The organism is Nocardioides hungaricus, from assembly GCF_054782915.1.
In genome coordinates, this window is sequence record NZ_BAAGRO010000001.1 from 87411 (window position 1) to 100848 (window position 13438).

The 13438-nt window shown below is 71.8% G+C and carries 13 protein-coding genes and 1 pseudogene; 3 read left to right on the top strand and 11 right to left on the bottom strand.

What is annotated here, in order from left to right; genetic code table 11:
* Nucleotides 1-13: 13 nt before the first annotated feature.
* Nucleotides 14-685, bottom strand: coding sequence for an MBL fold metallo-hydrolase (locus tag ACYVKX_RS00430; RefSeq protein ID WP_460828524.1), 672 nt, complete (start codon nucleotides 683-685; stop codon nucleotides 14-16).
* 106 nt (nucleotides 686-791) lie between these two features.
* Between ACYVKX_RS00430 and ACYVKX_RS00435 the strand changes: the two genes are divergently transcribed.
* Nucleotides 792-2033 carry a DUF349 domain-containing protein gene (locus ACYVKX_RS00435; protein WP_460828525.1) on the top strand — a complete coding sequence of 414 codons (1242 nt, stop codon included), beginning with the start codon at nucleotides 792-794 and terminating at the stop codon, nucleotides 2031-2033.
* A gap of 142 nt (nucleotides 2034-2175) precedes the next feature.
* Here the strand turns inward: ACYVKX_RS00435 and ACYVKX_RS00440 are convergent, their stop codons facing one another.
* From ACYVKX_RS00440 to ruvC, 8 genes are all read right to left on the bottom strand, one after another.
* A complete protein-coding gene (locus ACYVKX_RS00440) occupies nucleotides 2176-4419 on the bottom strand; it encodes a RelA/SpoT family protein (RefSeq protein ID WP_460828632.1) in 2244 nt (747 codons plus the stop codon).
* Nucleotides 4420-4514: 95 nt separating this feature from the next.
* Nucleotides 4515-5072 (bottom strand): adenine phosphoribosyltransferase, encoded by a 558-nt coding sequence (locus tag ACYVKX_RS00445; RefSeq protein ID WP_460828526.1) that lies wholly within the window; start codon nucleotides 5070-5072, stop codon nucleotides 4515-4517.
* Nucleotides 5069-6316 (bottom strand): protein translocase subunit SecF, encoded by a 1248-nt coding sequence (gene secF, locus ACYVKX_RS00450; protein ID WP_460828527.1) that lies wholly within the window; start codon nucleotides 6314-6316, stop codon nucleotides 5069-5071. Before secF ends, ACYVKX_RS00445 begins: the two co-directional genes overlap by 4 nt.
* Complete coding sequence (secD, locus tag ACYVKX_RS00455; protein ID WP_460828528.1) at nucleotides 6316-8088, bottom strand: protein translocase subunit SecD; 1773 nt, start codon at nucleotides 8086-8088, stop codon at nucleotides 6316-6318. The genes secF and secD overlap by 1 nt, the downstream gene beginning before the upstream one ends.
* Before the next feature lies 1 nt (nucleotide 8089).
* Nucleotides 8090-8401 (bottom strand): preprotein translocase subunit YajC, encoded by a 312-nt coding sequence (gene yajC / locus ACYVKX_RS00460; RefSeq protein ID WP_460828529.1) that lies wholly within the window; start codon nucleotides 8399-8401, stop codon nucleotides 8090-8092.
* A gap of 109 nt (nucleotides 8402-8510) precedes the next feature.
* Nucleotides 8511-9593 carry a Holliday junction branch migration DNA helicase RuvB gene (ruvB, locus tag ACYVKX_RS00465; RefSeq protein ID WP_460828530.1) on the bottom strand — a complete coding sequence of 361 codons (1083 nt, stop codon included), beginning with the start codon at nucleotides 9591-9593 and terminating at the stop codon, nucleotides 8511-8513.
* A 5-nt stretch (nucleotides 9594-9598) separates the two neighbouring features.
* Nucleotides 9599-10195: a Holliday junction branch migration protein RuvA gene (gene ruvA, locus ACYVKX_RS00470; RefSeq protein WP_460828531.1), complete on the bottom strand. Its 597-nt coding sequence runs from the start codon at nucleotides 10193-10195 to the stop codon at nucleotides 9599-9601.
* Nucleotides 10192-10731, bottom strand: coding sequence for a crossover junction endodeoxyribonuclease RuvC (gene ruvC, locus ACYVKX_RS00475; RefSeq protein ID WP_460828532.1), 540 nt, complete (start codon nucleotides 10729-10731; stop codon nucleotides 10192-10194). The genes ruvA and ruvC overlap by 4 nt, the downstream gene beginning before the upstream one ends.
* A 289-nt stretch (nucleotides 10732-11020) precedes the next feature.
* On the opposite strand from ruvC, the pseudogene ACYVKX_RS00480 reads away from it, so the two are divergent.
* Nucleotides 11021-11110: pseudogene (locus ACYVKX_RS00480) on the top strand (hypothetical protein); the annotation flags it as partial.
* 703 nt (nucleotides 11111-11813) lie between these two features.
* Entirely contained in the window at nucleotides 11814-12014 is a 201-nt protein-coding gene (locus ACYVKX_RS00485; RefSeq protein ID WP_460828636.1) for a hypothetical protein, read from the top strand.
* A gap of 48 nt (nucleotides 12015-12062) precedes the next feature.
* Here the strand turns inward: ACYVKX_RS00485 and ACYVKX_RS00490 are convergent, their stop codons facing one another.
* Together ACYVKX_RS00490 and pdxT are read right to left on the bottom strand one after the other, a co-directional pair.
* Nucleotides 12063-12842, bottom strand: a complete 780-nt coding sequence (locus ACYVKX_RS00490) for a YebC/PmpR family DNA-binding transcriptional regulator (RefSeq protein WP_460828533.1) — start codon at nucleotides 12840-12842, stop codon at nucleotides 12063-12065.
* 10 nt (nucleotides 12843-12852) lie between these two features.
* Nucleotides 12853-13437 carry a pyridoxal 5'-phosphate synthase glutaminase subunit PdxT gene (pdxT, locus tag ACYVKX_RS00495; RefSeq protein WP_460828633.1) on the bottom strand — a complete coding sequence of 195 codons (585 nt, stop codon included), beginning with the start codon at nucleotides 13435-13437 and terminating at the stop codon, nucleotides 12853-12855.
* Nucleotide 13438 lies beyond the last annotated feature (1 nt).

Sequence of the window (13438 nt, forward strand, 5' to 3'; positions counted from 1 at the left end):
TCAGAGGTCCTTCTCAGAGGTCCTGGAGGTAGGGGTTGGTCGCGCGCTCCCGGCCGATCGAGGTCTGCTCGCCGTGGCCGGGGAGCACCACGATGTCGTCGGCCAGCGGGAGCACCTTGCTCTTGAGGCTCTGCAGCATGGTCGGGTGGTCGCCCCCGGGCAGGTCGGTGCGCCCGATCGAGCCCGCGAAGAGCAGGTCGCCGGAGAACATCACCTCGGACACGTCGGCACGGTCGTACGGCGAGCGGAACGTCACCGACCCCTCGGTGTGGCCCGGCGTGTGGTCGACGACGAAGCGCAGACCGGCGAGCTCGAGGTCCTGGCCGTCGGCGAGCTCCCTGACGTCGTCGGGCTCGGCGAACTCGTAGTCCCCGCCGAGCAGCATCCGGGTGCTCTCCTGCGACATCCCGGCCATCGGGTTCGCGAGCAGATGCCGGTCCGCGGGGTGGATCCAGGCGGTCGCGTCATAGGTCCCGGCGACCGGGGCGACGCACCACATGTGGTCGACGTGCCCGTGGGTGACCAGCACCGCGACCGGCTTGAGCCGGTGCTCCCGGACCACGTCGGCGACGCCCGGAGCGGCGTCCTTGCCGGGGTCGACGACCACGCACTCGCTGCCCGGACCGGTGGCGGCCACGTAGCAGTTGGTGCCCCACGGACCCGCGGGGAAGCCGGCGATCAACACTCCGGCAGCCTACCGAGCGGCGCTCGGCGCCGTCTCATCGGCACCGACCCGGTCGCCGTACGTGACTAGCATGTGCGCAACCACCAGGGATCGAGCGGAGCGCACTGTGACGAGCCACGATTGGGGCCGCGTCGGCGACGACGGCACCGTCTACGTCAAGACCGCCGACGGCGAGCGCGCCGTCGGCCAGTACCCCGAGGGCACGCCCGAGGAGGCGCTGAGGTTCTTCACCGAGCGGTACGACGCGCTCGCGTTCGAGGTCGACCTGCTCGAGCAGCGGATCAGGTCGGGCGTCATGTCGCCCGACGAGGCCGCCGCCTCGATCCGCACCGTCCGGGCCCAGGTCGCCGAGGCGAACGCGGTCGGCGACCTCGCGAGCCTCGTCAGCAGGCTCGACGCGCTCGGCCCGGTCCTGGCGACCCAGCGCGAGGCGCGCAAGGCCGAGCGGGCGCAGCGGTCCGCGGAGGCCCGCGCCGGCAAGGAGCGGATCGTCGTCGAGGCCGAGGCGCTGGCGACCGGCAGCGACTGGCGGGGCGGCGCGAACCGGATGCGCGAGCTGCTCGACGAGTGGAAGGCGCTGCCCCGCATCGATCGGTCGTCCGACGACGCACTGTGGCGCCGCTTCTCGACCGCGCGCACGGCGTACACCCGGCGCCGCAAGGCGCACTTCGCCGAGCAGCACGAGAAGCGCGACCAGGCTCGCGGGGTCAAGGAGCGGCTGGTCGTCGAGGCCGAGGAGCTGGCGACGTCCACCGACTGGGGCCCGACTGCGGGCCGCTACCGCGAGCTGATGCGGCAGTGGAAGGCCGCCGGCCCGGCGCCGCGCGACATCGACGACACGCTCTGGAAGCGCTTCCGCGGTGCCCAGGACACCTTCTTCGGGGCGCGCGACGCGGCCGCCGCCGAGCAGGACCAGGAGTTCGCGGCGAACGCCGAGGTCAAGGAGCGGCTGCTCGCCGAGGCCGAGGCGCTGCTGCCCGCCCTGCGAGCCGGGGGAGCGGATGTCGAGGACGCCAAGCGCGCCTTCCGCGACCTCGCCGAGCGCTGGGACGCCGCCGGCAAGGTGCCGCGCGACCGGATGCGCGAGCTCGAGGGCCGGATCCGCAAGGTCGAGCAGGAGATCCGCGGCGTCGAGGACGAGCAGTGGCGCCGTTCGGACCCGGAGAAGTCCGCCCGCGCCGACGACATGGTCTCCAAGCTCGAGGCCGCGATCGCCCAGGTCGAGGCCGACCTGGCGAAGGCTCGCGCCGCCGGCAACGAGAAGCTGGTCGAGGAGCTCGAGGAGAACCTCGCCTCCCGCCAGTCCTTCCTCGAGACGGCCAAGCGCGCCAGCGCCGACTTCTCCTGAGACCGCCGAGTCGGCGCATCTTGCTCGCCAAGAAGGCGCGAGTCGGCGCAAAGTGCCCAGCCTCTGCACAGGCAGCTGTGGATGGGGCGGGCAAGACGCGCCGACTCGCGCCTCCCACGTGGGCAAGACGCGCCGAGTCGCGCTACTGCGTGACCCGGTAGGCGTCGAAGACGCCGGGCACGGATCGGACCGCCTTGAGCACGGTGTCGAGGTGCTTGGCCTCGGCCATCTCGAAGGTGAACCGGCTCTTGGCGACCCGGTCGCGGGTGGTGGAGAGGTTCGCGCTGAGGATGTCGACGTGGGCGTCGGAGAGCGCCATCGTGATGTCCGAGAGCAGCCGGGCCCGGTCGAGCGCCTCGACCTGGATGTTCACCAGGAAGCTGGACTGGCCGGTCGGCGCCCACTCGACGTCGAGCAGCCGCTCCGGCCGGGACTGGAGGCTCTTGGCGTTCGTGCAGTTCTGGCGGTGCACCGAGACGCCGCCGCCCTTGGTGACGAACCCGAGGATCGGGTCGGGTGGCACCGGCGTGCAGCACTTGGCGAGCTTCACCCAGACGTCCGGCGCGCCCTTGACGATCACGCCGGAGTCGCCGCCCGGCTGCACCTTCGCCCGGCTCCGTCGGCCGGTGATCGTGACGCCCTCGGACAGGTCCTCGGCGGCACCCTCGGCGCCGCCGTGCAGGTCGATGACCCGGCGTACGACGGCCTGGGCGCTGATGTTGCCCTCGCCGACCGCGGCGTAGAGCGCGGAGACGTCGGCGAGCTTGAAGTGCCCCGCGGCGAGCATCAGCGACTCGTGCGACATCAGCCGCTTGAGCGGCAGCCCCTCCTTGCGCATCAGCTTGGCGATCTGCTCCTTGCCACGGTCGATCGCCTCCTCGCGCCGCTCCTTGGTGAACCACTGGCGGATCTTCGAGCGCGCCCGCGGCGACTTCACGAAGCCGAGCCAGTCGCGCGACGGGCCTGCGTTCGGCGCCTTCGACGTGAACACCTCGACCACGTCGCCGTTCTCCAGCCCGGACTCCAGCGGCACCAGCCGGCCGTTGACCCGGGCGCCGATCGTGTGGTGCCCGACCTCGGTGTGTACGGCGTACGCGAAGTCGACCGGGGTCGCGCCGGTCGGCAGCGCGATCACGTCGCCGCGCGGCGTGAACACGTAGACCTCGGCGCGGTTGATCTCGAAGCGCAGCGACTCGAGGAACTCCCCCGGGTCCTCGACCTCGTTCTGCCAGTCCAGCAGCTGCCGGACCCAGGTCATGTCGCCCCTCGACGACTGAGCATCGCCGGCGCGGTCGGTGTCGACGCCGGAGCGGCCGTCCTCCTTGTACTTCCAGTGCGCGGCGACGCCGTACTCCGCCCGGCGGTGCTGGGCGAAGGTCCGGATCTGCAGCTCGACCGGCTTGCCCTGCGGGCCGATCACGGTCGTGTGCAGCGACTGGTACATGTTGAACTTCGGCATCGCGACGTAGTCCTTGAACCGGCCGAGCACCGGGTTCCAGCGCGCGTGCAGGATGCCGAGGACGGTGTAGCAGTCGCGGTCGTTCTCGACGAGCACCCGGATGCCGACCAGGTCGTAGATGTCGGAGAAGTCGCGGCCGCCGATGATCATCTTCTGGTAGATCGAGTAGTAGTGCTTCGGCCGGCCGGTGACCGTCGCCTTCACCTTCGCCTCACGCAGGTCGGCCTCGACCTGGGCGATCACCTCGGCGAGGAACTGGTCGCGCGAGGGCGCGCGCTCGGCGACCATCCGCACGATCTCGTCGTAGATCTTGGGGTGCAGGGTCGCGAACGCGAGGTCCTCGAGCTCCCACTTGATGGTGTTCATGCCCAGCCGATGGGCCAGCGGCGCGTAGATGTCGAGCGTCTCGCGCGCGACCCGCTCCTGGGTCTCCTGCTTGACATAGCGCAGCGTGCGCATGTTGTGCAGCCGGTCGGCGAGCTTGATGACCAGCACCCGGATGTCGCGCGACATCGCGACGATCATCTTGCGGATGGTCTCGGCCTGCGCGGAGTCGCCGTACTTGACCTTGTCGAGCTTGGTCACGCCGTCGACGAGTTGGGCGACCTCGCCGCCGAAGTCCTGCCGCACCTGCTCGAGGGTGTACGGCGTGTCCTCGACCGTGTCGTGGAGGAGCGCCGCCGCGAGCGTCGGCTCGGTCATGCCGATGTCGGCGAGGATCGTCGTGACCGCGAGCGGGTGGGTGATGTAGGGGTCGCCGCTCTTGCGGGTCTGGGTGCCGTGCATCCGCTCGGCGGTGAGGTAGGCCCGCTCCAGCAGCGCGAGATCGGCCTTGGGGTGGTTGGCCCGCACCGAGCGGAACAGCGGCTCGAGGACCGGGTTCGCGGACTGGTTCCGCGTGCCCATCCGGGCCAGCCGGGCGCGCATCCCGCGGGTGGAGGACGCCGTCTCCGGGGCGCGCCGCTCCCGCTCGGGAGCCGGGGCGGTGCGTTCCTCCGTCACGCGGCCAGTCTACGTACGGCTCACACGGTGAGCAGCGCGGTCACGGGTACGCCGCCGACGGCCTCGCGGCCCGACAGGACCCCGAGCTCCATCAGCACGGCGACCCCGTGGACCTCGGCCCCGCACTTGCCGACCAGGTCGACGGTCGCCCTCGCCGTACCGCCCGTGGCGAGCACGTCGTCGACCACCAGCACCCGCTCTCCCGGCCGGACGGCGTCGCGGTGCACCTCGAGGGTGGCCTCGCCGTACTCCAGCGCGTAGGAGACGGCGTAGGTCTCGCGCGGCAGCTTGCCGGCCTTGCGGACCGGCACGAAGCCGGCGCCGAGGGCCAGCGCCACCGGGGCGCCGAGGATGAAGCCGCGCGACTCCATGCCGAGCACCTTGTCGACCACGGGCCGGCCGGACTCGTCCCGCGCGGTCCCAGCCAGCGCGGCCACGATCGACTCGAGCGCCGCGTGGTCGGCGAGCAGCGGCGTGATGTCCTTGAAGAGGATCCCGGGCTCGGGGAAGTCGGGGACGTCGGCGATCAGCCCGAGCGCCTCGGCCAGCCGTGGCTGGCCCGGCCCGGGCGAGGTCACCTCTTGCCCCGCTTGGACCTCGGCTGCCGCGACGGCTGCTGCCGGCCCGACGACGCGCTCCGCTGCACCGGGCGGCTCGGCTCCGGCACGTTGCGACCGCGGCCCATCGCGTCGGGCACCCGCTGCTCCCGAACCGGCGGCGGTGCACCGGACACCGGGGCGGCCAGGTCCGGGTCCTCGCCCGGCTCCTCCTGGATCGGCATGTCCTCGGTGAAGGCCGGGATGTTCGCGTAGCGGTCCGCCTCGTGGCGCGCCCGCGCCCTGGCCCGCTTGTCGGCCAGCTTGACCTCGGTCTCGTTCGACTTCAGGTGCACGAGCACGCGCGGCGCGATGAAGACCGACGAGAACACACCGGCGGCCATGCCGACGAACTGCGCGAGCGCGAGGTCCTTCAGCGAGCTGGCGCCGAGCTGGACGGCGCTCACGTAGAGGATCGCGCCGATCGGGATCAGCGCCACGATCGAGGTGTTGATCGAGCGCACCAGGGTCTGGTTGACCGCGAGGTTGGCGGCCTGGGAGTAGGTCTGGCTCTTCTGCCGCAGCTCATGGGTGTTCTCCCGGACCTTGTCGAAGACGACGACGGTGTCGTACATCGAGAAGCCGAGGATCGCGAGCAGTCCGGTGACCGCCGCGGGCGTGACCGGGAAGCCGGACAGCGAGTACACGCCGATCGTCAGGAGGATGTCGTGGGCGAGGGCGACCAGGGAGGCCACCGACATCTTCCACTCGCGGAAGTAGGCCCAGATGAAGAGGACGACGAGCGTGAGGAAGATGCCGACGCCGAGCAGCGCGCGCTCGGCGACCGCCCGGCCCCAGCTCGCGCCGATGTCGTCCTGGGAGATGTCGCCACCCTTCGGATCGACGCCGGTGACGTCGGCGACGATCTGGCGCACCTCCGCGTTCTCGGCGGCGGAGAGGTCCTCGGTCTGGATGATGATCGCCTCGCCGGAGCTGCCCGAGGACGCGGTCGTGACGGTCGGCTCGGCGTTCAGGGAGGTGCCGATCTCCTCGCGCAACCGGTCGGCGGTGTCCTGGCCGGCGACCTCCGAGGACAGGTTGTCGACGCGGAACTGGGTGCCACCGGTGAACTCGATGCCGAAGTTCAGCCCCTTGACCACGATCACGAGGATCGCGGCCGCGACGAGGGTGCCGGAGACGGCGTACCAGAGGGCGCGATGGCCGACGAAGTCGTAGGACTTGCGGCCCTGGTAGAGCTCGTTGCCGAGCCTCGAGAACTTGCCCATCAGGCCTTCCCCTCCGCGCCCACTCGGTCGATGCCCAGCGTGCCGGCGCTCAGGCCGGACAGGTTGCCACCGCCGTTGAAGAACCGGAACCGGGCCAGGTACGACACCAGCGGCTTGGTGAACCAGAACAGCACCGCGAGGTCGATCAGCGTCGAGAGGCCCAGCGCGAAGCCGAAGCCCTTCACCACGCCGGTGGCGAAGATGTAGAGGACGGCGGCGGACAGCAGCGACACGACGTTCGCCGCCATCCGGGTCTTGCGGGCCCGCTTCCACCCGGTCTCCACCGCGACCCGCATCGACCTGCCCTCGCGCATCTCGTCGCGGATGCGCTCGAAGAAGATGATGAACGAGTCCGCGGTGACGCCGACGCCGATGATCAGGCCGGCGATGCCGGGCAGCGTGAGCGTGAAGCCGGCGGTCTTGGCGAGAAGCAGCACCAGCGCGAAGGTGACGGCCGCGGCCGTCACCAGCGACGTCAGCACCACCAGGCCCAGGCCGCGGTAGTAGAGCAGGCAGTAGATCATCACCAGCAGCAGGCCGAGGGCCGCCGCGGTGAGGCCGGCGCGGAGCTGGTTGCCGGCCAGCGACGGGCCGACGTCCTCGGAGCTCACGTCGTCCTCGAACGAGATCGGCAGCGCGCCGAACTTCAGGCTGGTCGCGAGGTCCTTGGCGGAGTCCTCGGTGAAGTTGCCGCTGATCTGCGCGTCACCGCTGGTGATGACCCCGTCGAACTGAGGCGCCGAGATCACCAGCCCGTCGAGCACGATCGCGAACTGCTGCTGGGTGCCGACCATCTGGCGGGACAGGTCGGCGAAGACGCCCTTGCCCTCGCCCCCGATGCTCAGCTGGACCTGCCAGTTGACGCCACCCGAGCTCGGCAGGCCGGCGTCGGCGCTGGTCAGGTCGGTGCCCTCGACCGCGGCCGGCGAGAGGAGGTACTTGGTCGCGGCGTCCTCGCCGGCGCCGCAGGTCACCAGCGGCCTGTCCGGGTTGTCCACCACCGGCTCGGTGGCCGGGCACTTGTAGTCGTTGAAGGCCTTGATCGACCTCTGGTCCGGGTTGGCCTGGAAGGCCAGCGCCTGGGCGGCCGGGCCGGTCGGCTGCGGCTGCTCGCTGGCCCCGTCGGTGGGCTGCATGGTCGGGGAGCCGGTCGGGGAGCCGGTGGGAGAGCCGGTCGGGGTCGGCTTCGGGGAGCCGGTCGGGGACGGCTTCTCGGAGGCCTGGCCCTGGTTCTTCCCGGCCTTGTCGCCGGCCAGGAACGCCGGGCGGTTCTTGGCCGAGCCGGACTGGCTCTTCTGCAGGCCCTTCTGCTGGCTGCCCTTGCCGTCACCCTGGCCCTGGTTCTTGCCGTCACCCTGGCCGTTGCCCTGGCCCGGCGGCGGAGCGGCGGGGGTACACGGGCCCGGGTTGAGGCTCGAGCAGGCGACCGTGCGGAACCGCAGCTGCGCCTGGCGCTTGACCACCTCGACCAGGTCCTGGCGGTTCGCGCCCGGGATCTCGACCACGATGAACTGTCCGCCCTGGGTGTTCACCTCCGCCTCGGCCACGCCGGAGCCGTTGACGCGCTGGTCGATGATCTGCCGGGCCTCCTCTAGGCTCTCCGAGGACGGGTTGTCCTGCGCGACCAGCGTGATCCGGGTGCCGCCCTGGAGGTCCAGGCCGAGCGCCGGCTTCCAGTTGCCGGCCAGCGCCACGAGCCCGTAGAGGATCGCCACTCCGACCAGGAAGACGATCAGTGAGCGCCCCGCGTGCCGCGCGCCCGTGCGTGCCATGTCAGCTCTCCTCGGGTCCGGTGGCGTCTGACCGGTCCTCGTTCGCCGGCTCCTCCGGCTGCTCCGCCCTCGTGGCGACGGTGCCGATGGCGCCCCGGGCGACCTTGATCACGACGCCGTCGGCGATCTGGACCAGAGCGTGGTCGTCCTCCAGCGCGCTGAGGACTCCGTAGACGCCCGAGGTCAGCACGACCTCGTCACCCACGGACAACGACGACTGCATGCGCCGGAGTTCCTTCTGCCGCCGGCTGGCGGGGCGGATGATGAACAGCCAGAAGAGCAGCGCGATGCCGATCAGCGGCAAGAACTCCACGACGAAACGACCTCTCGAGCGACATGCGACTGCGGCGCGACCCAGACCGGGCGACCGACGACGGGCAAGTGTAACCAGCGGGGTGGTGCGGCTCACCAATCGGCGCGGGTCAGTCCTCGAAGAGAGCGGCGTCCCCGTCGACCGAGGCGGGCAGCGGCGGCGGCCTCATCCCGAGGTGCTCCCAGGCCGACGGCGTGGCGATCCGGCCGCGCGGCGTACGGGCGAGGAAGCCGTTGCGGACGAGGAACGGCTCGGCGACCTCCTCGACGGTCTCGCGCTCCTCGCCGACGGCGACCGCGAGCGTGGAGATGCCGACCGGCCCGCCGCCGAAGCGGCGGCAGAGGACGTCGAGTACGGCGCGGTCGAGGCGGTCCAGGCCGAGCTGGTCGACCTCGTACAGGTCGAGCGCGGCCCGCGCGACCGGCAGCGTGACCACGCCGTCGGCCCGGACCTGGGCGTAGTCGCGGACCCGGCGCAGCAGCCGGTTCGCGATGCGCGGGGTGCCGCGGGAGCGCGACGCGATCTCGGCGGTCCCGTCGGCGAGCGCGTCGACCTCGAGCAGCCGCGCCGAGCGCTGGACGATCCGGTCGAGCTCGTCGGGCTCGTAGAACTCGAGGTGGGCGGTGAAGCCGAACCGGTCGCGCAGCGGCCCGGGCAGCAGGCCGGCGCGGGTGGTGGCGCCGACGAGGGTGAACGGCGGGATGTCGAGCGGGATCGCGGTCGCGCCCGGCCCCTTGCCGATAACGACGTCGACCCGGAAGTCCTCCATCGCCAGGTAGAGCATCTCCTCGGCCGGCCGCGACATCCGGTGGATCTCGTCGACGAACAGGACGTCGCCCTCGTTCATGCCCGACAGGATCGCGGCGAGGTCGCCGGCATGGGTGATCGCCGGGCCGCTGGTGAGCCGCAGCGGGGCGCCCATCTCGGCGGCGATGATCATCGCCAGCGTGGTCTTGCCGAGCCCGGGCGGGCCGGACAGCAGCACGTGGTCGGGGGCGCGACCGCGGCGCCGGGCGGCCTCCAGGACGAGTCCGAGCTGGTCGCGCACCCGTGCCTGGCCCACGACCTCGTCCAGGGTCCGCGGGCGCAGCGCCGCCTCGACCGCCCGTTCGTCCCCCTCGGCCTCGGCGGCCGTCAGCGAGCGGAGGTGGGTGGTCTCCGCCTCGTCGATGTCGTCCTCGTGGAAGGGCATCCGCCTCAGGCCTTGCTCAGCGTCCGGAGCGCGGCGCGCAGCAGCGCCGCCACGTCGGGTACGTCGCCCGCCTCGGCCGCCACGGCGTCGACCGCCTTCTCGGCGTCCCTGGCCGACCAGCCGAGCCCGACCAGGCCCTGGTGCACCTGGTCGCGCCAGGGGGCGACCGCGGCGGGGACCGCCGGGGCGCGGCCGCCGGTCGGCGTACCGATCCGGTCCTTGAGCTCGAGGATGATCCGCTGCGCGCCCTTCTGCCCGATGCCGGGCACCGTGGTCAGGGTCTTGGGGTCGTCGCCGGCGATCGCGACGCGCAGGTCGTCGGGGCTGAGTACGGCGAGCATCGACTGCGCGAGCTTCGGCCCGACCCCGGACGCGGTCTGGAGCAGCTCGAAGGTCTGCTTCTCGTCGTCGTCGGCGAAGCCGAACAGGGTCAGCGAGTCCTCGCGCACCACCATGCTCGTCGGCAGCGTGGCCGCCTGGCCGGTGCGCAGGGTCGCGAGCGTGCCGGGGGTGCACATCAGCTCCAGGCCGACTCCCCCGACCTCCAGCACCGCGCTGGAGAGCGTCACCGCGGCGACCCTGCCGGACACGAACGCGATCACGATGCACTCCTCGGTGGTCGAGCTTGTCGAGACCCCGCCAGCGCCGCGTCGATCCGGGCCTGGGCGCCGCCGCGCCAGATGTGGGTGATGGCCAGCGCCAGCGCGTCGGCGGCGTCGGCCGGCCTCGGCCTCGCGTCGAGCCGCAGGATCCGGCTGACCATCGCGCCCACCTGCGCCTTGTCCGCCCGGCCGTTGCCGGACACCGCGGCCTTCACCTCGCTCGGCGTGTGCAGCGCGATCGGCAGCCCGCGCCGGGCGGCGCAGACCATCGCGATCCCGCTCGCCTGCGCGGTGCCCATCACCGTGCTCACGTCCGAGCGCGCGAACACCCGCTCCACGGCGACCGCGTCCGGCCGGTACTCGTCGAGCCAGGCATCCACACCCTTCTCGATCGTCACCAGTCGCTGCGGCACGGGCAGGTCGGACGACGTACGCAGCACGTTGACGTCCACGAGGCTCAGCGGGCGCCCCACCGTCCCCTCGACCACGCCCAGGCCGCAGCGGGTCAGGCCGGGGTCGATCCCGAGCACACGCATATCGCCTCCGTCTCGCCTCCGTCCGAACAGGTGTTCGGAGGTCACGCTAGTCGGCCGCTCCCCCATGTGCTGACAGGACACGCCCGGGGGTGGTCATTGCGCATGTAACGCCGGGTTACTCCTTGTTCCCACCAGGTTGCATCACCGTGGGAACAAGCAGTAACCCGGCGTTACAGCCGGCAGCTCGAACAGGCCCACAAACCGCCCACAGCCGCACACTCCGACCCGGATCTCCACCGGAGCCGTTCCCGGCCCGGCAGCATCCGACCCGGGCGGACGATCGTGAGGGATGCCCCTCCACCGACACCTGCCACTCGACGAGCACGGACTCCTCACCCGCCGCGCCGCTGCCGGGGCCGGCCTCCGCGATGCCGACCTCCGGAGGCTTCTCACCGACGGCGTGCTCGTCCGCCTCCGCCACGGGGTGTACGCCGATGCCGCGGTCTGGCGGGGCCTCGACCCGTACCGTGGGCGACCGCTCCTCCGCGTCCGCGCGGCCCAGCAGGTGCTCCGTTGCGAGCACGTGCTCAGCCACGACTCGGCCGCGCTCCTCCACGGTCTCGGCGTGCCCGACCCCGAAGCCGCCACCGTCCATGTGACGCGGCGCAAGGTCCACGGCGACGCGGTCCGGGCGGGCGTGAAGCACCACCTCGCGCCGTACCGCGACGAGCAGGTCGTGGTCGTCGACGGCCTGCGCGCGCTCGACTCGGCGCGCACCGCCCTGGACATGGCCCGCGAGCACGGGCTGGTGGCGGGCGTCGCCTGCTGCGACGCGGCGCTGCGCCGGGGCGCGACCCGCCTCGACCTCGACCAGGCGCGGGCGGCGATGTGGTGCTGGCCCGGCAGTCGGATCATGGACGCCGCGATCGACCTCGCCGACCCGGGCGCCGAGTCGTGGCTCGAGTCCGAGGGGCGGGTCCTCGTGGCGAGCCTCGGGCTCGGGCGCCCGGAGACCCAGTTCGGGCTCACCGACGGCCACCGCAGGGTCTGGTGCGACCTGCGGATCGGACGTCACGTCTTCGAGATCGTCCGGCAGGCTCAAGTACCTGCCGGACGATCTCGCCGGGAGGCGACCGGAGGACGTGCTCTGGGCGGAGAAGCGCCGCCAGGACTTCATCACCGGGTTCAAGCTCGGCGTCTCCCGGATCACGGTCACCGACTGCCGGAGCGGCGCTGCCGCGGCGCGCCGCCGGCTGCTTCGCGAGTATGCCGACACCTGCGCCCGGTTCAGCACCGACATCAGCGACCTGGCGCCGTACCGCATCCGCCGCCGGTGGACCTGAGGCCGTCGACCTCCCGGCTCAAGCTGCAGACAACAACCCCACCCAGCATCAGGCGTCGATCGACTCCAGCACCTCGTCGGGGATGTCGGCGTTGCTGAAGACGTTCTGGACGTCGTCGAGGTCGTCGACGGCGTCGACCAGGCGGAACACCTTGCCGGCCACGTCGACCTCGCCCACGGGGATGTCCATGGTCGCCACGAACTGCACCTCGGCGGAGTCGTAGTCGATGCCGGCCGCCTGGAGCGCCGTGCGGACCGCGACCACGTCGCCGGGCTCGGACTGCACCTCGAAGCTGTCCCCCAGGTCGACGACGTCCTCGGCGCCTGCGTCGAGCGTGGCCTCGAGTACGTCGTCCTCCGACACCGCCCACGGCCGGCCGGCGCGCTCCTGGCTCTTGCCCACCACGACGACGCCCTTGCGGGTGAACAGCCGCGAGACCGACCCGGGGTCGGCCATGGTGCCGCCGTTGCGGCTGACCGCGGTGCGGACCTCCATCGCCGCGCGGTTGCGGTTGTCGGTCAGGCACTCCACCAGCAGCGCGACGCCCGAGGGCCCGTAGGCCTCGTACATGATCGTCTCGTAGTCGACGCCGCCGCCGTCGAGGCCGCCTCCGCGCTTGACCGCGGAGTCGATGTTCTTGTTCGGGACCGACTGCTTCTTGGCCTTCTGGATGGCGTCGTAGAGCGTCGGGTTGCCGGCCGGGTCGGGTCCGCCCATCTTCGCCGCGATCTCGATGTTCTTGATCAGCTTGGCGAACAGCTTGCCGCGCTTGGCGTCGATCGCGGCCTTCTTGTGCTTGGTGGTCGCCCACTTGGAGTGGCCGGACATGCGTCTCCTTCTAACCTTCGTCGATCGAGCCGGTGGTCGAGCCGGTGGTCGAGCCCGTCGAGGCCCGGACCAGGTCCACGAACAGCCGGTGGACCCGGGGGTCGCCACCCACCTCGGGGTGGAACGACGTCGCCATCAGCGGACCCTGACGGACCGCGACGATCCTACCCGCGGCCTCGCCCCGCTCCACGCGCGCGAGCACCTCGACCCCGTCGCCGACGGCCTCGACCCACGGCGCCCGGATGAAGATCGCGTGCACCGGCTCGGCCATCCCGGCGAAGGCCAGCTCGCCCTCGAATGAGTCGACCTGCCGCCCGAACGCGTTGCGCCGCACGGTGATGTCGAGCCCGCCGAGCGTCTCCTGGTCGGCCGTGCCGTCGAGCATCCGGTCGGCGAGCAGGATCATCCCCGCGCAGGTGCCGAACGCCGGCATCCCCTCCTTGACCCGCTGCCGGATCGGCTCGGACAGGTCGAAGGTGCGCGCCAGCTTGGCCATCGTGGTCGACTCGCCACCGGGGATCACCAGGCCGTCGCAGGCGTCGAGCTCGGAGGTACGCCGGACGGCGATCGCCCGCACGCCGAGGCCGTCGAGCATC

What these genes read in the sequence shown, in the direction of transcription:
- pdxT (WP_460828633.1), bottom strand. Translation starts at nt 13,437, where the DNA reads ATGCTCGACGGCCTCGGCGTGCGGGCGATCGCCGTCCGGCGTACCTCC.
- ACYVKX_RS00440 (WP_460828632.1), bottom strand. Translation starts at nt 4,419, where the DNA reads ATGCGCGCCCGGCTGGCCCGGATGGGCACGCGGAACCAGTCCGCGAAC.
- ruvC (WP_460828532.1), bottom strand. Translation starts at nt 10,731, where the DNA reads ATGCGTGTGCTCGGGATCGACCCCGGCCTGACCCGCTGCGGCCTGGGC.
- secD (WP_460828528.1), bottom strand. Translation starts at nt 8,088, where the DNA reads ATGGCACGCACGGGCGCGCGGCACGCGGGGCGCTCACTGATCGTCTTC.
- ACYVKX_RS00490 (WP_460828533.1), bottom strand. Translation starts at nt 12,842, where the DNA reads ATGTCCGGCCACTCCAAGTGGGCGACCACCAAGCACAAGAAGGCCGCG.
- ruvB (WP_460828530.1), bottom strand. Translation starts at nt 9,593, where the DNA reads ATGCCCTTCCACGAGGACGACATCGACGAGGCGGAGACCACCCACCTC.
- secF (WP_460828527.1), bottom strand. Translation starts at nt 6,316, where the DNA reads ATGGGCAAGTTCTCGAGGCTCGGCAACGAGCTCTACCAGGGCCGCAAG.